The organism is Paraburkholderia fungorum (assembly GCF_046026025.1).
GTDB classification, from domain to species: Bacteria; Pseudomonadota; Gammaproteobacteria; order Burkholderiales; family Burkholderiaceae; genus Paraburkholderia; species Paraburkholderia fungorum_E.
This window is the reverse complement of record NZ_JAQQFL010000010.1, coordinates 105,224-123,837: the sequence shown is the minus strand read 5'-3', so window position 1 is coordinate 123,837 and position 18,614 is coordinate 105,224. Positions and strand designations below refer to the sequence as shown.

Genomic DNA, 18,614 nt, shown 5'->3' with positions numbered 1-18,614 from the left:
ATTTTTAGTCGTGATTGCCCGCGACAATCCCCATCACCGCCATGCGCACCGCGATACCGAACGTCACCTGGTTCAGAATCACCGATTGCGGGCCGTCGGCCACCTGCGAATCGATTTCGACGCCGCGGTTCATCGGCCCCGGGTGCATCACGATCGCATCGGGTTTGGCCAGCGCGAGGCGCTCCGGCGTCAGGCCCCAGCTCTTGAAGTACTCCTGCGCCGACGGCAGCAGCGCGCCGCTCATCCGCTCGTTTTGCAGACGCAGCATGATGATCACGTCGACGTCTTTCAGGCCTTCGTCGAGGTTGTGGAATACGCGCACGCCCATCTGTTCCAGCCCGCCCGGCAACAGCGTACGCGGACCGATCGCGCGCACTTCCGGTACGCCGAGTGTGGTCAGCGCATGAATGTCCGAACGCGCGACCCGCGAATGCAGAATATCGCCGACGATCGCCACGCGCAGATTCGTGAAATCCTTCTTGTAGTGGCGGATCGTGTACATGTCGAGCAGACCCTGGGTGGGGTGTGCGTGACGGCCGTCGCCGGCGTTGATCACGTGCACGTGCGGTGCGCAGTGCTGGGCGATCAGGTACGGTGCGCCACTCGATGCGTGACGCACGACGAACATATCGGCATGCATCGCCGAGAGGTTGTTGATCGTGTCGAGCAGCGACTCGCCTTTGCTCGTCGACGAAGCATTGATATTCAGATTCAGCACGTCGGCCGACAAGCGTGTCGCGGCGATCTCGAAGGTTGTGCGAGTGCGCGTCGAGTTCTCGAAGAACAGGTTGAACACCGACTTGCCGCGCAACAGCGGCACCTTCTTCACTTCGCGATCGGTCACGCTGACGAACTGGTCGGCGGTATCGAGAATGTGATTGACGATTGCCTTCGGCAAACCCTCGATCGACAACAGATGTTTGAGCTCGCCGTTTTTCGTGAGCTGCGGATTGCCCTTCAGAAAACCATAACGAAAGCGCTCGGTGGCGCCGTCGGCTGATTCCTGGGAAGCCTGGGTGGCGGTGTTCATGGTGTACCTGCTTATTGCTTAATACGGCTCGATGCGGCTCTATACGGCTTGATGCGGCTCGATGCGCAAAGCCGCGCTCAATCGACGCGGGCTTCGGTGTGAAAGGCGAAACGCTGATTGCCGCCGGCACCGCCTTCTTCGCGGGCCAGTACGAGCGTCGCCTCGGCGGGCACTTGCACCACGCCGCCCAGGAACCGCGCCGCCACCGGCAGCTCGCGTCCACCGCGATCGGCGAGCACCGCCAGTTCGACCGACGCCGGCCGGCCATAGTCGTACAACTCGTTCAGTGCCGCGCGAATCGTGCGGCCGGTGTACAGCACGTCGTCCACCAGCACGATGCGGCGTTTGTCCACGGAAAACGGCAGCGAAGTCGGGCTCGCCTGCGAATGCAGGCCTTTTTTGGCGTAGTCGTCGCGATGCAGCGCGACGTTCACCACGCCGAAACTCGCCACGTGCAGGTCGTTCGCGAGGCGCTCGGCAAGCCATGCGCCGCCGCTGTAGATACCGGCCAGCACGGCGCCTTGCTCACCGTCTTGCCCGGCGCCGAGCCTGTCACCATAGGCGGCACGAATCTGTTCGAGCAAAGCGCTGTAAAGCGCTTCGGCGTCAATGAAACTCATGATCGTCGGAAAGTCCGTCTAGATATTGCTGGAGGATGATGCTGGCGGCTTCGGCGTCGAGCATGTCGGCGCGGCCGTTGCCCGCGCGAATTTCCGCCTTCGCCTCGACTGACGAATAGCGTTCGTCGACCCACGTCACCGGCAGATTGAAGCGGCCATTCAGCTGATTGCCGAAGCGTGTCGCAAGTTGGGTCATTTCGTGTGGCGTGCCGTCCGGGTGCATGGGCAAGCCGACCACCAGCGCGTCCGGCTTCCACTCGGCAATCAGCTTGCCGATCGCCTCGAAGCGGTATTCGCGGCTGCGGTTCTGCACGATCACAAGCGCGCGGGCGCTGCGGGTGAGCGAGTTGCCCACCGCCACGCCGATCCGCTTTTCACCATAGTCGAACGCAAGCAGCGTCGCCGCACGTCCGGCCTGCAGGCTCATGCGTGACCTGCTTCGCCCGACAGCATGGAAAGCGAAATACCGAGCAGCGCGAGCGCGGCTTCCAGGCGCTGTTCGGCGGGCACGTCGAAAACAATTTTAGGGTCGGCTTCAACCGTGAGCCAACCGTTCTTCGAAATCTCTTCCTCGAGCTGACCCGCGCCCCACCCGGCATGGCCGAGCGTGAGCAGGAAACGCTCCGGACCGGTGCCGCTTGCCACGGCTTCGAGCACGTCTTTCGAGGTGGTCATCTCGAGCCCACCCGGCACCGACATGGACGACGTATAAGGACTGCCGTCTTTCGGATCGTGCAGCACGAAGCCGCGCTCGGTTTGCACCGGGCCACCGAAATAAACCGGCACATGGAGAAGGGGTTCGATCTCGAGCTTGAGATCGATGCGATTGAAGAGCGCTTCAAGATCGATATCGGTCGGCCGGTTAATCACGAGGCCGAGCGCACCGCGCTCACTGTGATCGCAAAGGTAGACCACCGTTCCTGAAAACGTGGGATCGGCCATGCTCGGCATGGCGATCAGGAACTGGTTGGTCAGATTGATGCGATCGGTACTCTTGGACATAGTTCGAATTTTAGCAAAGACGATGCAGGATGGCGGGCTTTGAGCGCTGTACCGCGATGTATGCGATGAAGTGCGCCGCTAGCCATCGACGGCGAATCAAGTTGCACTCTATCACGCACGCAGGCCTTGTCCACGGTGCGCTTAGCGGTGTTTTGCGACACGCCTCGCGCGTGCCACCAGGTCCGAACCTTGCTCGTCGCCGCGAGCTGGCTGAGGATGCTTGCCGGCGCGCGGGACGGGCTTCCGACTGCGCCGCAGTTCAGGCGCCGCCCTGCTCGATAGCGCGCGTCAATGCGGCCAGCGCGGCGCTGCTGCCCGCCGGCGCGACACCCGCCGCGACTTTGTGCAACATCGCGCGCAACGCCTCCGCAGCCTGCTCGAGCGTGCTCGCCGCCGGCGCACCGACAATGACGTGGGAACGCACCGCCGGCGTGGAGACACCGGCGTGCGCGCGGCGACGCCACGCCAGCCCCAGCGCGTCGGCCACCAGCGCCACGTGACCCAGGCCCAGCGCGCACGCGGCGGCACCGAGCCGGTAAGCGGCGTCGCCCGCTTGCAGCGCTTCGCTCGGATCCGCTTTCTCGGGCTGATCGGCCGCGCGGGCGTGTTCGGTCAGCGCCGAAATCGAGGCATCCGCCGTTTGCAGGAAATCTTCATAAGCGTGCGCATTCACGGTCAGCACGCCCAACTCACGCGTCAGCGAGCTGCGGGTCGCGCTGATCGCCTGTGCCTGCACGGCGCCCGCCTCCCACAGCATTTCGGATGCCTGGGTACCGGCGACGTGCCAATCGACCGTCAAGCCATAGTCGTGCAGCACTTCGACCTGATCGGCATCTTCCGCCGCAGCGCCGAATAACGCGTAGTCGCGCCACAGCAGCGCCAGCGTCGCCCGCACCAGCGAACGCGGCGCGCGTTCGATACCGCGCGCGTGATCGGCCAGCGTGAGATTGCAGCGCGCATAGAAACGCCGCGCGTCGGCCTCCCCGGTAGCGCGCCCGCTGACACGCAGCGCACTCGCGCACGCTTTGGCGAGGCGCCAGAAATCATAGGGGTCTGGGCCGGTGAGTTCGGCCAGGACAGCATCCAGTTCGTCGAGCGCTGCATTGGTGAACGCCAACGCCGCGCCGCTGTTATCGGGCTGCGAGCGCAACACGGGCAGCAGCGCGCGCTCATAGCGCGCCCGCAAATGGGCCAGTTGATCCACCGGCTGGGCATGCAGCGACACCGGCGGTACCGGGCGCGAGGTCAGCGCAAGGTCCTCGAACGCGGCGGTCGAACCGGGCGTGTGCTCCGACAGATGGACACAAAGCGCGCGATAGTGGTTGAACAGCGTGGGCGAACAGGACAGCTCGTGCAGATTGTGACGTTCGAGCGCCGCGCGGAAATCGCGCAACGCCGCGCCGAACACGGGCCGCGCGTTGTCCGCATGCGCCGGTTTAGCCGGATCGCCTTCGTCCGCCAGAGGGGAAAGCCGCACCAGCGCGTCCGCGAAGCGCTGCGCGCTCAGCCAGCCGGCTTCGCGCAATGCGTGCGAAGCACGCAGCAACGCCGAGGTGCTCTCGCGGCGTTGTTCGAACGCCAGCAGTGCCTCGGCCAGCGCCAACTCCGCGGGACGCACAGCGCCGCCACGCGGATTCGGCAAAGCATCGAAGGAATCAGGTGCAGCGGATCGAAGGGTCATGGGCAGGCGACAGGAAACTGACGGGCCGCCGCTCAGCGCCGCACGAGAAACTGATCGGCTAACGCGCGAACTGGCGACAGGACAATGACAGACTACCGCTGCGACACGGTGCAATCGGGGACGTTTCGCGCCACCGCGTTGAGGCTGCGTTCCGAACGCGCCGAACGCACGAAACGCGTTCGTTCCGGGCGACGCCGTCTGCAAAGCGCCACCCGGCAGGCATACCGCACGGCACCTGGTTAGACACCGCCGTTTGCCCCCTGGACCTCAGATCTGGACCATCTCGAAGTCTTCCTTGCGCGCGCCGCATTCCGGGCAGGTCCAGTTAATGGGAACGTCCTCCCAGCGGGTGCCCGGCACAATGCCTTCGTCCGGCAAACCGGCTTCTTCGTCGTAAATCCAGCCGCAAATCAGGCACATCCAGCTTTGATATTCCATTCTTGTGTCGCGTCGTAGAGTCCGTGGAAACGGGAGCCATGATGGTACCGTGTTGCCGCCCCAATGCCTAGCAATCAGAAACGCGCAAATCGGGGCGCGTGGCGGCCTTTGGCTATGCCGGGCGCATCGGTTCGCTACGCGCTTGCGGCGTAGTGCCGCTGCGCGACTGATCCTTCTCCATGTGGGAATTTGCCGCCTGCTTGCCGGATACGTGCTGCTGGCTTGCAGCGACACGCCGAAGAATGCGAAAAAACGCCCTCGCCGCAGTTTAGGCCGCATAATTGAGCCGATTGCGCACCCTCTGCGCCTAAATACAGCCCTTTTTTGCAAATTTTCATGCCCAGCGATACGCCTCCGATCGTCCTCACCTTCGGCCTTTCCGATCCCACCGGCGGCTCCGGCCTGCAAGCCGACCTGATGACGCTTGCCAGCATGGGTTGCCATGGTGTCTCCGTCCTCACGGGCTATACCGTGCGTGACTCGGCAAGCTGCGACGAAGTCACCGGGCTCGACCCTGAAGTGGTCGCGACCCAGGCCAGGATGCTGCTCGAAGACATGCCGATCGCCGCGTTCAAGGTCGGCGCATGCACGCGCGCGGAAGTGGTGAGCGCGATTGCCGAAGTGGTCGCCGATTACGACGACATCCCACTGATCCTCGCCCCCGACTTCACGCTCGACGACGAACACGTGCTCGCCGCCGACGAACTACGCGAAGCAATCGCCGACCTGCTGGCGCCGCAAACCACCTTGCTGGTCGCCGATTCGGCCACGCTGCTCGCCCTCGCCCAGCCGGATGGCGACGCTGAAGCGCCGAGCCTCGACGCGGCGATCTCGCATTTGCTGTCGCAAGGCTGCGAGTACATTCTGTCGACCGAAACCGGCACGCACCGGCTCGTCAATACGTTGTTCAGCGAAGACGGGCAACTGCGCCAGGATATGTGGGACCGCGGTAGCCACCGGATCATGGGCATCACGGATACGCTCGGTTCCGCGATTGCCGCGTTGCTGGCCAATGGCCAGGAACCGGCGGAAGCCGTGCGCGAAGCGCAGGAATATCTGTATCAGGCAGTGCGCAATGCGTTTCGGCCGGGAATGGGCGCATACCTGCCGGATCGCTTCTTCTGGGCCCGCAGCAGCGACGACGAAACGCCGCCCGCAGGCGGCAAGGATGCGGCGCCAGGCGAAGCGCGACACTAGGATTCGACGCGAAGAATCGCCTGCATGCGTGGCAACCCCGCGGAAAGCATTACAGCTGTAGCCAGACAACGTCCATAAAAAACCCGCGTATTCGCGGGTTTTTCCTTTTCAAACAGCCCTCTACGCTCTTCTTCGCAGCGCAAACACACTTTCCAACTTGTAATCAAACGTTACAGCGTACCTTTTATCGTCAGGATAAACTTTACGATTCGTAATTCTGTCATATAGCCCTATGTCTTCGCCGACACCCATTCCCCTGCCTGCAGGTGCTCCGGACGCCCCCCGCGCTTTCCTGCAACGCTTCCACGGCGAAGTCACCGCGCGGGACAGGATGCAAATGTTCCGCCACAAGCCGGTTACGATCTGGCTGACCGGATTATCCGGAGCGGGCAAGTCGACCATCGCTTTCGAACTCGAACAGCAACTCGTCTCGCAAGGTCACGCGTGCTATGTCCTCGACGGGGACAATGTCCGCCACGGTTTGGCAAGCGATCTCGGCTTCGACAAGAAAGATCGGCGTGAAAATATTCGCCGGGTGGCGCACGTGGCGCAACTGATGAACGACGCAGGCCTTATCGTCATCACGGCCCTTATCTCGCCCATGCGCGAAGACAGGGCCATGGCGCGCGAAATCATCGGGCCCGGCAATTTCATCGAGACGTACCTGTCGGCCTCGGTCGACGCTTGCGCTCGTCGCGATCCGAAAGGTCTCTATGCCAAAGCCCGGGCCGGCGAGATCGCGTCGTTCACCGGGGTATCGGCACCCTACGAAGTCCCAACCGATTCCGAGTTGAAAATAGACACTACAACGCAGACCCCGGCCGAAAGCGTAGGAAAATTGTTCGCCTACTTGCGCGACAACTGCCTGGAGAATCCCTGCTGCGCAGCGCACACGGAATATTGAGCGCGCCTCAGAGCAGCGCAACGCTCGCCCAAAAGCAAAAACCCGCATTTCTGCGGGTTTTTGCTTTTGGGAAGCACATCTTGCGACGCACTTCCCCACGTGTTTCGAACTGAGCCTCTCACGAGAGGCCCAACCGAAATTACATGTCCATGCCCATGCCGCCCATGCCGCCGGGCATACCGCCGCCCATCGGAGCATCTTCCTTCGGCAGTTCGCAAACAGCTGCGTCGGTGGTCAACAGCAGGCCAGCGACCGAAGCTGCGTTTTGCAGCGCCGTGCGCGTCACCTTCGTCGGGTCCACGACACCTGCGTCAACCAGGTCGACGTACTCGCCGGTTGCCGCGTTGTAGCCGTAGTTGCCTTGGCCAGCAGCAACAGCCGCCACCACGACGCTGGCTTCTTCGCCACCGTTCGTGACGATCTGGCGCAGCGGCTCTTCCATCGCGCGCAGCACGATCTTGATACCTGCATCCTGATCGGCGTTAGCGCCCTTCAGACCAGCGATTGCCGTACGTGCACGGATCAGTGCGACGCCGCCGCCAGCCACGATGCCTTCTTCCACAGCTGCGCGCGTTGCGTGCAGTGCGTCTTCGACACGTGCCTTCTTTTCCTTCATTTCGACTTCGGTCGCAGCGCCAACCTTGATCACTGCAACGCCGCCTGCCAGCTTGGCCACGCGTTCTTGCAGCTTTTCACGGTCGTAGTCCGACGTTGCTTCTTCGATTTGCGTGCGCACTTGCTTCACGCGCGCTTCGATCGTTGCAGCTTCGCCAGCGCCGTCGATGATCGTCGTGTTTTCCTTGCCCACTTCGATACGCTTCGCTTGACCCAGTTCAGCCAGCGTTGCCTTTTCGAGCGTCAGGCCGGTTTCTTCAGCGATGACTTGACCGCCCGTCAGGACAGCGATGTCTTCCAGCATGGCCTTACGACGATCGCCGAAGCCCGGAGCCTTGACAGCAACCGTCTTCAGGATGCCGCGGATGTTGTTCACAACCAGCGTTGCCAGTGCTTCGCCTTCGACGTCTTCTGCGATGATCAGCAGCGGACGGCCAGCCTTGGCGACCTGTTCCAGTACCGGCAGCAGATCACGGATGTTCGACACCTTCTTGTCGTGCAGCAGCACGAACGGGTTGTCGAGCACGGCAACTTGCTTGTCCGGGTTGTTGATGAAGTACGGCGACAGGTAGCCGCGGTCGAATTGCATACCTTCGACAACGTCCAGCTCGTCTTGCAGCGACTTGCCGTCTTCAACGGTGATGACGCCTTCCTTGCCGACCTTGTCCATTGCTTCAGCGATACGATCGCCGATCGACGAGTCGCTGTTTGCCGAAATCGCGCCAACTTGAGCGATTTCCTTGTTCGTCGTGCACGGCTTGCTGATCTTGCGCAGTTCTTCGATAGCGGCCGTCACAGCCTTGTCGATACCGCGCTTCAGATCCATCGGGTTCATGCCCGATGCAACGTACTTCATGCCTTCGCGGACGATCGACTGAGCCAGAACCGTTGCGGTCGTGGTGCCGTCACCTGCGTTGTCGCTGGTCTTGGAAGCGACTTCCTTGACCATTTGTGCGCCCATGTTCTGGAGCTTGTCTTTCAGTTCGATCTCTTTCGCGACCGAAACACCATCCTTCGTGACCGTCGGGCCGCCGAAGCTGCGTTCCAGGACAACGTTGCGACCCTTCGGGCCCAGCGTGACCTTCACAGCGTTCGCGAGGATGTTCACGCCTTCAACCATCTTGGCACGGGCGGAATCACCGAATACGACGTCTTTAGCTGCCATCTTCTAACTCCTTGAATTCTCTGGGATATGACCGGGAAAGTAGCGCTTTGCGCTTACTTCTGCACCACGGCCATGATGTCTTCTTCGCGCATCACGAGCAGTTCGTTGCCGTCGACCTTGACGGTCTGGCCTGCGTACTTGCCGAACAGGACGCGGTCACCAACCTTCACGTCGAGTGCGATTTGTGCACCCTTGTCGTCACGCTTGCCCGGGCCGACTGCCAGAATTTCGCCTTGATCCGGCTTTTCTGCTGCGGCTTCGGGGATCACGATGCCCGACGCAGTCTTGGTTTCTTGATCCAGACGTTTGACGATCACGCGATCATGCAAAGGACGAAGGTTCATACATACTCCTCTCTTGATTGAGACTGAAGAACGCTGAGAAAACCCGGTTGGCTGAGCCAACCGGCGATGTTGTTAGCACTCTCGTGCAGCGAGTGCTAATTATATGGACGGGTGGTGACAAATTCAAGAAGGGATGTGGGGATCGATGTTGGGCGTCGAGATTCGCTTGACTTTGAGCTTTGTTCGCTTGAGCTTGAACTCAGCGCACGGCGCGGGGTGCCGTCCAAGCGCAATATTCTCAATCAAAACAAAGGTTTGCGGCCAGCTCAAATCCCCACTGCGGCTTCGCACAGAGGGATCGGGCCGGCCGTTTGAACAACCCGGGAGACTGAGCGGCGACGCAGCCGGGAGCGCCAGGGAAATCCCTATGGTATCCGCCTGCCAGCCCGCAGTGGACCGTTTGGCGGCCGCGCTTCCTGCCCCGGCTAAAAATTAGTCAGTCGAACCTGCGAATCCATCACCGTGAGGCAAGCGCCGTCACAGCAATCTCGACGTCAAGCCCCACTTTCATGAGGAGCGATGTCACACAGGCACGTGTCGGAGCATGTCCTTCCGCAACCCAGGCATCCCACACGCTATTGAAGGCGTCAAAATGTTTTGGGTCACTCAGCCAGATATTGGCCGTCAGGAGAGAAGTCTTATCAACCCCTGCGGATGCCAGCAGCTTGTCGATGCGACTGAGGATTTCAGTCGCTTGCACCTCGATAGATGCGTTTGCTGTGTCGGGAACCTGACCTGATAGATGCACGATCCCATTAGCGACAACCACCTGGCTCATACGAGCGTTGGTTTGCAGTCGTTCAATCTGAATGCTCATAGTTATACCGTCAGAGATTCGGTAGCGTTGCTACCTACGAATTGAAAGGACGAAGGTTTGAGTCGTGGTCGCAGCCTGAGCTGCCGTAGCACCACCTCTCAGCCGACGACGGCCAGGACAATGCTTCGGCAGTACGTGACAAGGGTTATCATATACGAGAAAAACATAATTCTCATATACGACAAAACCCGCACAGACGAAAACCGCCATGCCAAAACCGGGAGCCGGCCGCCAACAGGCGGCCCCAATAACCGAACTCGAAGCGCGGGCGCCGCACATCGATCACAAGTCTGTTGGCGCCCGTTTGCGTCAGGCACGCAGGTCCCGCGAACTCACACTGGTGCAACTATCCGAGTTGTCAGGCATCGCGGTGTCAACGATCTCGAAGGCGGAACGTGGCGACATCGCGCTTACTTACGATAAGTTCGTCGCGCTCGCGCATGCGCTCGATATCGACTTCGATACGTTTTTCCGGCGCGCCAAAGGAACAGCGGCTAGTCCGATAGAACCCACGTTGACGCGCTCCGGAAAGCAGTTGGTCTACGACACGCCGAACTACGAGTACGGAATGATCGCCAATGACCTGGCTGGAAAATCCATGGTACCGATGCGAGCGCATATCCGAGCACGAAGACTCGATGATTTTCCCGACTACATCAGACACGAAGGCGAAGAGTTCGTCTTTCTATTGCATGGGAAACTTGAATTGCACTTCGAGAATGGCTCCGTCTTCAAACTCGACCAGGGGGACAGCCTCTACTTCGATAGTGCTCAGGGACACGTGTACATCAGCAAAGGTCAGGCCGATGCTGAGGTTCTCGTGTGCTGCGTTGACAGGGACAGCCGTCGGCCACCGCAATCCCTTTAGCCGATGTGAAGTACTTCCGCGCGCGAAGGTCATCAACTCGTCGTGATGGACATGGCTACCCGGTGCATCGCCGTGGAACGTTTTTATTCAGAACGGGTTGAATCGGAGAAGTATCCAAACTCACTCATCAAGTTCACCAGCGTGGACAGTGCAGATGAATATCCTCTGCCTCTCCTAACGACCACTTGTGCGCGAGCGGACTGGAACACGGGATTCGACAGCGGAAGTGCGGCCAGCGTCTTTTGAGCCAATTCGTGGGCCACCGTGATGTGGGGAAGAAAGGTAACGCCCTGGTTGACCGCCGTGAGCCATTTGAGCGCTGGAATCGAATTGGCGGTATACCGAGACTCGATCTCGATCCTTTCGATGAAAGCGGCACCATCGACCAGCGCCCGCAAGCCGCTGCCCGGTGGCGCGAGTACCAGTGGCCACTCCGCCGCATCGGCAAGCGAAAGCGGAAGCCGGCGCGTGGTTAGCGCGTGTCGCGCGCCGACCACCGCGAAGATCGGCTGCGCCCGCTCAGTCAATATACGCACTCGGCTATCACCCTGCGCATGTAGCGTTATGCCGATATGAGCGTCGTCGGACGCAACCGAATGCACGACCTCGGACGCCGTTCGGAGAAGAAGTTTGATGCCAACACTAGGGTAACGCGCGACGAACGGTCTTAGTACGGTCTCAAGGAATTCGTCGAGAAATCCTTCGCTTAGGGCTACACGCAATTCGCCGCTCCGGAGTCCTTCCAGGTCATTCAACTTCTCCTGCAAAGCACGCTCGAGCCCCCAACGTTCGTGGCAATGCTCAATCACTACATGTCCCTGCGCCGTCGGATGCACGCCGCGCCCACGCCGATCCAGAAGCTTCACGCCGAGTTCCGCCTCCAGTTGCTGGATCTGTCTGCTCACCACTGATGGCTCCAGCAGCAAACGATCAGCCGCTGCCCGGATAGATCCCGCGTCGACCGCCTCGATGAAACATTTCAGCCGCTTGTCGCCCAACGTCGAATTCATTGCATGCCGCTCCCATTGAGTGTTGCAAATAGTGCAACGCTAATGATCGAGATCTGCATTGCATCACTTATTTTGCCTTTTGATACTGCGTCGCACAGTAGTCGAATACACGCCCCGCCAGCTTACTTCCTGCTCCCTGAGACTGAACATGACAAGTAAAACAAAATACTCCCCGGAATTCGATCTCCTGATACACAGCGGGACGCTCATCGACGGGACGGGCAACCCGCGCTTCGACGCGGACATCGGCATTATCGACGGGAAGATAGCGGCCATCGGCACATTGTCGGCCGCTCGCGCACACGATTCGCTCGACGCGTCTGGTCTGATTGTCGCCCCCGGCTTCATCGACGCACATACACATGATGATGAGGCCATCTTTGCGTCGCCGGAGATGAGCAGCAAGGTGTCGCAAGGGGTAACGACAGTGATCACCGGAAACTGCGGAATCAGCAGCGCGCCCCTGCGCGACGAATGCGCGCTACCCGATCCGCTTAACCTGCTCGCGCTTCCCGCTTCAGGGCGCTTCGACTGTTTTGCAGGGTTTATCGAGGCGGTGAATACGCGGCCATCCGCAGTAAACGTGGCGGCACTCGTCGGTCATACAACGCTGCGTGTGTTTGCAATGGCAGACCTCTCGCGCTCTGCAAGCGCCGACGAGATCAGCCTGATGTCTTCGATGCTCGCAGACGCACTGGACGCCGGCGCTATCGGCTTGTCTAGCGGCACGTTTTATCCACCCGCCGCTGCTGCCACGGCGGCGGAGATTGTCGGTGTGGGCGCTCCGCTGGCGTCGCACAAGGGTGTCTTCGCCACTCATATTCGTGACGAAGGAGACTATGTCATGGAGTCGATCGATGAAGCGCTCGACATCGGCCGGCAACTGGGCGTGCAGGTGATCCTTTCGCATCACAAGATAATGTGCGAGCGTAATTTCGGCAAATCGCGCCTGACGCTCCCGCACATTCGCAACGCCATGCGCCATCAGTGTGTGTCTCTCGACTGCTACCCCTACACCGCCGGATCCTCGATGATCCGTAGCGACAGCTTCGTGCACGAGGGTCGCATTGTGATTGCGTCGAGCGAACCACATCCGGAATGCGTTGGGCAGACTCTCGCCGAAGTGGCCGAAGCGTGGGGCACCAGCCGCGAGGAAGCCGCGCGCCGTCTGCAGCCGGGGACCGCAACCTACCATTTCATGAGCGAGGAGGACGTACGCGAAATCCTACGCTTCGAGCACACGATGATCGGCTCTGACGGTTTGCAGGTCGGTGCGCGACCTCACCCGCGGCTTTGGGGCACGTTTGCCCGCGTACTCGGGCACTACGTGCGCGACGTCGCGTTGTTTCCACTCGAACGGGCCGTCTGGAAGATGACCGGGCTCCCTGCCAGCAATTTCGGCCTGGCGGGCCGAGGCAAGCTGGAGCGCGGATATCACGCCGACATCGTGGTATTCGACGCAAACAAAATCGCCGATCGCGCCAACTTTGAACACCCAACCAAACCGTCGGACGGCATAGCCGCAGTGTTTGTCGGTGGGGTAAAAACATGGGCGAACGGCGAACATACCGGCGCGCGTGCCGGCGCGTTGGCTGCCACGGAATAGCTTGCGCAACTGGCGTAAAACCCATGGGTTGCCGGCTGCTCGTCAGTATGGAAAACACACCTTGCATCGCGTTTGTCAGCAAACTCGCCGTCAACGCCATGTCCCTCTTTCCGAACCTCCGCCGGTCCGCCATGACATCCACTCGAAACGAATTCTCCGTCGCTGAACGCGCACATAGAAAGTCCGTTGTGCGGTTGATTCCATTCCTGTTTGTCTGCTATATCTTCGCCTATCTCGACAGAATCAATATTAGTTTTGCTAAGCAACAGCTATCGCACGCGCTTGGCCTGAGCGATGCTGCGTACGGGCTGGCCGCTGGTGTCTTTTTCGTGGGGTATGTGCTCTTCGAGGTTCCGAGCAACCTGCTACTCGCGCGCATCGGTGCGCGCCGCACGTTCGGCCGCATTCTGATTCTTTGGGGAGTCGTCTCGGTCGCAACGAGCTTTGTCGTGGGGGCGACGTCGCTGCAAATAATGCGCTTTCTACTCGGCGTCTTTGAGGCCGGTCTGGCACCCGGAATCCTGTTCTACCTCACGCTCTGGTTTGGCCCGCGGCAGATAGGAAGTGTCCTCGCGATGTTCATTAGTTCAACTGCCCTTGCGGGAGTTATCGGAGCACCGCTTTCGACACTGATCATGACCTACATGGACGGTAAAGCTGGCTTGATGGGCTACCAGTGGATGTTCGTCATCGAAGGTCTGCCGCCGATATTGCTCGGGCTCATTGCTTATGCAACCCTGCCCAATCGCCCCGCCGAAGCCCGTTGGCTCAGCGACGCAGAGAAGCTAGCCATTATGTCGAGCCTTGAGCGACCGGCGCCTTGCATCGAACGAACGTACTCCAGTCCGTTTCGCGACCCGGTCGTGTATGCGATGTCGCTCTGCTATTTTGGATTCATTTGCGGCCTGTATGCGATCACCTTCTGGATGCCCACTTTCATTGCGAACGCGGGTGCGGGCAACTTGCTGGAGACAGGTCTATTCGGTGCCATCCCATACGCCACGGCGGTTGTGCTCATGTACGTCCTGGCGCGTCGCTCGGACATTCGCAGGGAGCGGATCCGCCACAGCGCATTTCCAGCCGTTCTCGCAGCCGTGCTACTGGCAATCATGGTCCGCTTTCACGGAAATTTTGCGCTATCGATGGTCTGCGTTTCTCTGGCAACGGGTTGCATTTACGCAGCTTACGGAGTGTTCTGGACTATTCCATCGGAATACTTTGCAACCAACGCAGCGCCAGGCGGGTTCGCATTTGTCAATTCGATTGGGTTGCTCGGTGGCCTGGCAAGCCCGACGGCGATGGGCTGGATCAAACAGGTCACCGGTTCACTTGATTACGCATTCCTTGCGATCGCTGTTGTCGTTCTATTCTCCGCGCTGGGTCTGCTTGCGCTGAGCGGTCGCTTGCAAGGGAACCCGGTCAAGTTGACGGTGGCCGGCCCCGCTGGCGGGCAATAGGCTTTCACGTCCCTTTAAATGAGCGCGCATCCTGAACGTGGGGATTCGCGCCCAGTTCGCATTGCCCTTTCCGCCCAATCCGACATCCTGCGAATTAACTTGCGTCCCGGCCAAATACTGTATAAATTCACAGTACTGTTTTTATATACAGGATCGGCCATGAACCAACTCATCCGCATCTTGAACGACGGTGACCGCGAAACGCTTGAGTGGTTGCGCAAGCACGTCGGCGACGTACGCGTGGCCGCTGCTGCGCGACATCTGGGAGGCAACGGCAAACCGTACCTGTCCGTGGTGTGCCGCTATCTCGGCGTACGGCCGCCAACGCCTCATCAACATAGCCGGCCTGTTGAAGACTGCACGGTCGGTGATAACTATCTTGCCCAGATCCGGCAGTTGTTGGCACAGCGAAACCAGACATTGCTGAAGCATCAGCTTTGACGCTGAGAGTTGCCGCAATTCCTCAGGAAGACAACAGTATGACTAACGACTCTGCTCTTGATATGGACGTCCACGACATCCCTCCTGTCGCCCTCGAACGCGCACTCCGCAGCGCTTCGCTCGATCTCCAGCAGATCATTGCCACGGTCGCAGGTCGTCACCTCGACAATGGCCGCCGCCGTTACTCAAGTAGCGCGCGGTTGCCGACCTGGCGCACGCTGCTGACAATCGACGAACAGGTCTTTGAGAATCGGGGCTTCCTGGCGCGGCACAACGAGACAGTACGCTCGACGTTTGTCCGCTTTGAGGACAGTCGTTTGTCCGGGATGGATCTCGACGAACCCGTCGACTGGCGACGTGACGACGACAACCTGCCTGCCGTCTACCTGCTCGTGCGTGCGCTGGTACAGGCCGACGCTACCGACATGGCCACTCAGGACTAATGCGCCGATATCGGCCGTTGGCCGTTATATTCCAGTGTCCGGCAATCTCTTTGAGCAACAACCGGCACCGCTGGCGCGCACGCGGATATAACATGATGTCGTGATGGGGATGGCGAAATCGCTCTTTCGTAACGGGCGTGGAAATCTTGACATGTCACCAATCGGCCGCAGGGTTTTCCTGAAGTACGGCGGGGCTTGCATCGCCTCTCCGTTACTTGGCGCCTGCTCAGGTGGTGACGTTTCCGTCTCCAGGGCCTCGCAATTCCAGCTTGCGGTGCAGCAGACGATCACCCAGTACGGCATTCCCGGCGTCGTCGCGAGTGTACGCATGCCTGGCCAGCCCGAATGGAAACAGGCCTTTGGCTATGCGGACGTGGCTGGGCAAGTTCCGTTCAATCCAGATTCGTTTTTCCCCATCCGCAGCGTCACCAAGTCCTTTACCGCAACACTTGTTCTTGAACTTGTGCGTAACGGGCTCGTGACGCTCGATTCCGTGCTTGAGACATTTGTTCCTGGCATTCCGAATGGTCAGTCAATTACGCTCGCCGACCTGGCAGGCATGCAAACCGGTATCGCCGATTACTCGGCGACCCCGGCATTCCGCCAGGCGTTCATATCGGACGTCACGCAGGCCTTCACCGAAACGCAACTGGTCGATTTCGCCATTCCTGCCTCGCCAGTATTCGCACCGGGCGCGGAGTATCAGTACTGCAACACGAACACTGTCCTGCTCGGCAGGGTCGTCGAGACAGTGACGGGTCAGTCATTTTCAACCGTGCTGCAAAGCGGGATTCTTGGCCCGCTGAATTTGACGCACACGGCGTACCCTATGGCGGTTGCGTTACCTGATCCTCATCCAACGCCCTACGACCTGAACGTTGATGATCACAGCCTCACGCCGCTTCCACTGATCAATCCAACCGCGCTCGCGGCCTCGGGGGCAATGACGTCAACCGTGGATGATCTGCAGATCTGGGCGCTTGCACTGGGGCAGGGCCGCCTGATTGGCACTGAACTTCGCGATGAGCAAATCGCGCGCTCCCGAACGGTGACCAATGGGCCGACATACGACCGCTATGGCCTCGGCATAGGCATCCTGGACAGCTGGTGGGGCCACACGGGCTCTGGTCTGGGCTTTCAGATTGCGACGTTTTACGATCCTGCCTCCACCACCACAATCGTTGTTGCCGTGAACGCGAGCGTGTCGGGAGGAGCGCGGAACCTTAATCTTGCCGAGGAAATCTTCAAACAGCTTGCGGCAAGCGTTTCACACTGAGCGCCGGCGTGGAGTGACCTGTCAATCGCATCAGGTGACGAAGTGGCTGGTGCGTTGCGATGCCCCGAACTCGATTCGTCACCGTGCGCTAGCGACGCGGCACCATTGATACGGATACACGCCTCTTCCGATATGTGCCTGAAAAATCCTGCACGAACCAGGGTCGAGCACGAATCCGTAGTCGGCTAACGCTTGACCGGAGTCGGCGAGTTCAGCCGAATTCTTCGCTGCATCTTCCCGGCCGTCGGTCCAGTAACCCGGCACTAGCGCGTACACGGGTCCGCCCCGGGTCCTGACGATATCGTGAATCTTGTTGTCGTATGCTGGTCGCGCCGCCGGGAACGCCGACCTGATCGAGGCAAATGCAACCGTATCGGGGAACATCGGCACCAGCCAGCCGAGAGGCGGATCGCCCGCGGTGAGCAACACGGTCGTGTTCTGCGGCGCGGGCAACTGCGGCACGTCTGCGACGAACATTCTGTTCGCCCAAGGCTCATGCCCCCAGGAATGGGCACCCCCAACGAGCACCCCGATAGAACTCAGTACCAGCAACACACCCGCCACTTTCCGCGCAACGCGATAGGCGAGCACCTGCGTGAGCAACAAATAAATGAAAAGAGGAACGCAAAGCTCGATTGCCACCAGATACCGCTGAATGCTAAACGCCTTCATCCACACAAGGTACCCAATGACGACATAGGCCACCACATAGCGGGCTGGCGACGGCAGGCTCGGCACGGGCGCGCCCTTGCGTCCGCGGACAAAAGCTGCGATTACCCACCACCCGAAGATGACGTACGCTGCCGCCCAGATTACTTGATGCAACTCCACCTGGCCCACGCGGTGCGGATTAAACGAAAAGACGAACGGGAAAACCAGAGCTTCCCAGATGCTGTTTGGAAGCCACTTGGTATCCACGGCCCCGACGCTCGACGTCAGTGCGCTCGGGAAGATGGCACTGTATTGCGGATAGACAGGATTCCCATACAGTCGCCACAACTCCAGGAACCAATACCCACCCGTCGCCGCCAGACCCAGCAGCACACCAACACCGAAGACAAACGCCACGCGCAGGCGTGCAATCGCCGATATTGGGGCAAACAGCAGCCCCCCGCACAGAGCGACTGAATAGACGACGGTGGTGAGCTTCAACCCGGCACCCAGGCCGGAGACCACGCCGCCGATTGCTACGGTCAACAGGACGCGCGCGCTCACCTCGGCTAGCCGGGACCAAACCGTCATTACGATCAGCAGTGCGCCCAGGCAGAAAAGCGACGTTGTGTTGTCGCCCATCGAATTGCCGATCCCCGACATGAAGTTCGCCGTAAAGCATCCGGCGAGCGCCAGCCAGAACGGCGTCCGATACCGCTCCTGCTCCGGCAGGCCGGCAAGCACCCGAAGGCACACGCCAAGCAGCAGCACAAAGTTGAGGCCCTGCAGAACACCCATCACGAACCCCACCAGCATCCCCGGCAGGTGCATCGCCATCAGGTAATAGGGAACATCCAGCACCGGGTTGAAATAGCTCTGCATGCCGGCGGGCGCCAGATCGATGGCCATCTTTCCGTGCAGCAACGCAAACGCGTTGTAGAGATGATAGTTGCGAACATCCCAATTCGAATCCGAACCCTGCAGCAACGAATAGATACCGTACATCAGCGGTACGATCCAGCATGCTCTCACCAGAGCGCGAGGGCTGT

The 18,614-nt window shown here is 60.2% G+C and carries 19 protein-coding genes; 8 read left to right on the top strand and 11 right to left on the bottom strand.

The window, feature by feature from the left end; genetic code table 11:
• Positions 1–4: 4 nt before the first annotated feature.
• From PQR67_RS13670 to PQR67_RS13645, 6 genes are all read right to left on the bottom strand, one after another.
• Positions 5–1,030, bottom strand: coding sequence for an aspartate carbamoyltransferase catalytic subunit (locus PQR67_RS13670; RefSeq protein ID WP_408459625.1), 1,026 nt, complete (start codon positions 1,028–1,030; stop codon positions 5–7).
• A gap of 77 nt (positions 1,031–1,107) precedes the next feature.
• Positions 1,108–1,650, bottom strand: a complete 543-nt coding sequence (gene pyrR / locus PQR67_RS13665) for a bifunctional pyr operon transcriptional regulator/uracil phosphoribosyltransferase PyrR (protein ID WP_408459622.1) — start codon at positions 1,648–1,650, stop codon at positions 1,108–1,110.
• Entirely contained in the window at positions 1,637–2,077 is a 441-nt protein-coding gene (gene ruvX, locus PQR67_RS13660) for a Holliday junction resolvase RuvX (RefSeq protein ID WP_408459619.1), read from the bottom strand. Before ruvX ends, pyrR begins: the two co-directional genes overlap by 14 nt.
• A complete protein-coding gene (locus tag PQR67_RS13655) occupies positions 2,074–2,652 on the bottom strand; it encodes a YqgE/AlgH family protein (RefSeq protein ID WP_408459616.1) in 579 nt (192 codons plus the stop codon). The genes ruvX and PQR67_RS13655 overlap by 4 nt, the downstream gene beginning before the upstream one ends.
• Positions 2,653–2,911: 259 nt before the next feature.
• The gene (locus tag PQR67_RS13650) at positions 2,912–4,333 is read right to left on the bottom strand and encodes a FimL-related protein (protein WP_408459613.1); all 1,422 of its coding nucleotides are present in this window, start codon (positions 4,331–4,333) and stop codon (positions 2,912–2,914) included.
• Positions 4,334–4,600: 267 nt separating this feature from the next.
• Positions 4,601–4,771: a rubredoxin gene (locus PQR67_RS13645; RefSeq protein WP_408459610.1), complete on the bottom strand. Its 171-nt coding sequence runs from the start codon at positions 4,769–4,771 to the stop codon at positions 4,601–4,603.
• 336 nt (positions 4,772–5,107) lie between these two features.
• Here PQR67_RS13645 and PQR67_RS13640 point away from each other — a divergent pair, with 336 nt between their 5' ends.
• Positions 5,108–5,968, top strand: a complete 861-nt coding sequence (locus PQR67_RS13640) for a hydroxymethylpyrimidine/phosphomethylpyrimidine kinase (RefSeq protein WP_408459607.1) — start codon at positions 5,108–5,110, stop codon at positions 5,966–5,968.
• Positions 5,969–6,200: 232 nt separating this feature from the next.
• Positions 6,201–6,872, top strand: a complete 672-nt coding sequence (gene cysC, locus PQR67_RS13635) for an adenylyl-sulfate kinase (RefSeq protein WP_408459604.1) — start codon at positions 6,201–6,203, stop codon at positions 6,870–6,872.
• A gap of 139 nt (positions 6,873–7,011) precedes the next feature.
• Here cysC and groL read toward each other — a convergent pair whose 3' ends face one another.
• From groL to PQR67_RS13620, 3 genes are all read right to left on the bottom strand, one after another.
• A complete protein-coding gene (groL, locus tag PQR67_RS13630; protein WP_120346226.1) occupies positions 7,012–8,652 on the bottom strand; it encodes a chaperonin GroEL in 1,641 nt (546 codons plus the stop codon).
• Positions 8,653–8,705: 53 nt separating this feature from the next.
• Positions 8,706–8,996, bottom strand: a complete 291-nt coding sequence (gene groES, locus PQR67_RS13625) for a co-chaperone GroES (RefSeq protein WP_007178996.1) — start codon at positions 8,994–8,996, stop codon at positions 8,706–8,708.
• A 457-nt stretch (positions 8,997–9,453) separates the two neighbouring features.
• Complete coding sequence (locus PQR67_RS13620; protein WP_408459601.1) at positions 9,454–9,813, bottom strand: RidA family protein; 360 nt, start codon at positions 9,811–9,813, stop codon at positions 9,454–9,456.
• A gap of 208 nt (positions 9,814–10,021) precedes the next feature.
• Between PQR67_RS13620 and PQR67_RS13615 the strand changes: the two genes are divergently transcribed.
• Positions 10,022–10,681 (top strand): helix-turn-helix domain-containing protein, encoded by a 660-nt coding sequence (locus PQR67_RS13615; RefSeq protein ID WP_408459598.1) that lies wholly within the window; start codon positions 10,022–10,024, stop codon positions 10,679–10,681.
• An 83-nt stretch (positions 10,682–10,764) separates the two neighbouring features.
• On the opposite strand, the gene PQR67_RS13610 is transcribed toward PQR67_RS13615, so the two are convergent.
• Positions 10,765–11,691: a LysR family transcriptional regulator gene (locus tag PQR67_RS13610; RefSeq protein WP_408459595.1), complete on the bottom strand. Its 927-nt coding sequence runs from the start codon at positions 11,689–11,691 to the stop codon at positions 10,765–10,767.
• A gap of 148 nt (positions 11,692–11,839) precedes the next feature.
• Between PQR67_RS13610 and PQR67_RS13605 the strand changes: the two genes are divergently transcribed.
• From PQR67_RS13605 to PQR67_RS13585, 5 genes are all read left to right on the top strand, one after another.
• Positions 11,840–13,297, top strand: coding sequence for an N-acyl-D-amino-acid deacylase family protein (locus PQR67_RS13605; protein ID WP_408459820.1), 1,458 nt, complete (start codon positions 11,840–11,842; stop codon positions 13,295–13,297).
• Between the two features lie 23 nt (positions 13,298–13,320).
• Positions 13,321–14,754, top strand: a complete 1,434-nt coding sequence (locus PQR67_RS13600) for an MFS transporter (RefSeq protein WP_408459592.1) — start codon at positions 13,321–13,323, stop codon at positions 14,752–14,754.
• 159 nt (positions 14,755–14,913) lie between these two features.
• On the top strand, positions 14,914–15,195 hold the full coding sequence (locus PQR67_RS13595) for a CppA family protein (RefSeq protein WP_408459589.1): 282 nt from the start codon (positions 14,914–14,916) through the stop codon (positions 15,193–15,195).
• Between the two features lie 38 nt (positions 15,196–15,233).
• On the top strand, positions 15,234–15,638 hold the full coding sequence (locus PQR67_RS13590; RefSeq protein WP_408459586.1) for a DUF2471 domain-containing protein: 405 nt from the start codon (positions 15,234–15,236) through the stop codon (positions 15,636–15,638).
• Positions 15,639–15,789: 151 nt separating this feature from the next.
• A complete protein-coding gene (locus PQR67_RS13585; protein ID WP_408459583.1) occupies positions 15,790–16,914 on the top strand; it encodes a serine hydrolase domain-containing protein in 1,125 nt (374 codons plus the stop codon).
• 78 nt (positions 16,915–16,992) lie between these two features.
• Here the strand turns inward: PQR67_RS13585 and PQR67_RS13580 are convergent, their stop codons facing one another.
• Complete coding sequence (locus tag PQR67_RS13580) at positions 16,993–18,552, bottom strand: hypothetical protein (protein WP_408459581.1); 1,560 nt, start codon at positions 18,550–18,552, stop codon at positions 16,993–16,995.
• Positions 18,553–18,614 lie beyond the last annotated feature (62 nt).

Excerpts from the sequence above, each read along its gene's own strand:
- PQR67_RS13590 (WP_408459586.1), top strand. The coding sequence starts at position 15,234 with ATGACTAACGACTCTGCTCTTGATATGGACGTCCACGACATCCCTCCT.
- PQR67_RS13620 (WP_408459601.1), bottom strand. The coding sequence starts at position 9,813 with ATGAGCATTCAGATTGAACGACTGCAAACCAACGCTCGTATGAGCCAG.
- PQR67_RS13640 (WP_408459607.1), top strand. The coding sequence starts at position 5,108 with ATGCCCAGCGATACGCCTCCGATCGTCCTCACCTTCGGCCTTTCCGAT.
- PQR67_RS13645 (WP_408459610.1), bottom strand. The coding sequence starts at position 4,771 with ATGGAATATCAAAGCTGGATGTGCCTGATTTGCGGCTGGATTTACGAC.
- PQR67_RS13670 (WP_408459625.1), bottom strand. The coding sequence starts at position 1,030 with ATGAACACCGCCACCCAGGCTTCCCAGGAATCAGCCGACGGCGCCACC.
- PQR67_RS13650 (WP_408459613.1), bottom strand. The coding sequence starts at position 4,333 with ATGACCCTTCGATCCGCTGCACCTGATTCCTTCGATGCTTTGCCGAAT.
- cysC (WP_408459604.1), top strand. The coding sequence starts at position 6,201 with ATGTCTTCGCCGACACCCATTCCCCTGCCTGCAGGTGCTCCGGACGCC.
- PQR67_RS13655 (WP_408459616.1), bottom strand. The coding sequence starts at position 2,652 with ATGTCCAAGAGTACCGATCGCATCAATCTGACCAACCAGTTCCTGATC.
- groL (WP_120346226.1), bottom strand. The coding sequence starts at position 8,652 with ATGGCAGCTAAAGACGTCGTATTCGGTGATTCCGCCCGTGCCAAGATG.
- PQR67_RS13585 (WP_408459583.1), top strand. The coding sequence starts at position 15,790 with ATGTCACCAATCGGCCGCAGGGTTTTCCTGAAGTACGGCGGGGCTTGC.
- PQR67_RS13610 (WP_408459595.1), bottom strand. The coding sequence starts at position 11,691 with ATGAATTCGACGTTGGGCGACAAGCGGCTGAAATGTTTCATCGAGGCG.
- pyrR (WP_408459622.1), bottom strand. The coding sequence starts at position 1,650 with ATGAGTTTCATTGACGCCGAAGCGCTTTACAGCGCTTTGCTCGAACAG.
- PQR67_RS13605 (WP_408459820.1), top strand. The coding sequence starts at position 11,840 with ATGACAAGTAAAACAAAATACTCCCCGGAATTCGATCTCCTGATACAC.
- PQR67_RS13615 (WP_408459598.1), top strand. The coding sequence starts at position 10,022 with ATGCCAAAACCGGGAGCCGGCCGCCAACAGGCGGCCCCAATAACCGAA.
- groES (WP_007178996.1), bottom strand. The coding sequence starts at position 8,996 with ATGAACCTTCGTCCTTTGCATGATCGCGTGATCGTCAAACGTCTGGAT.
- PQR67_RS13600 (WP_408459592.1), top strand. The coding sequence starts at position 13,321 with ATGGGTTGCCGGCTGCTCGTCAGTATGGAAAACACACCTTGCATCGCG.
- PQR67_RS13595 (WP_408459589.1), top strand. The coding sequence starts at position 14,914 with ATGAACCAACTCATCCGCATCTTGAACGACGGTGACCGCGAAACGCTT.
- ruvX (WP_408459619.1), bottom strand. The coding sequence starts at position 2,077 with ATGAGCCTGCAGGCCGGACGTGCGGCGACGCTGCTTGCGTTCGACTAT.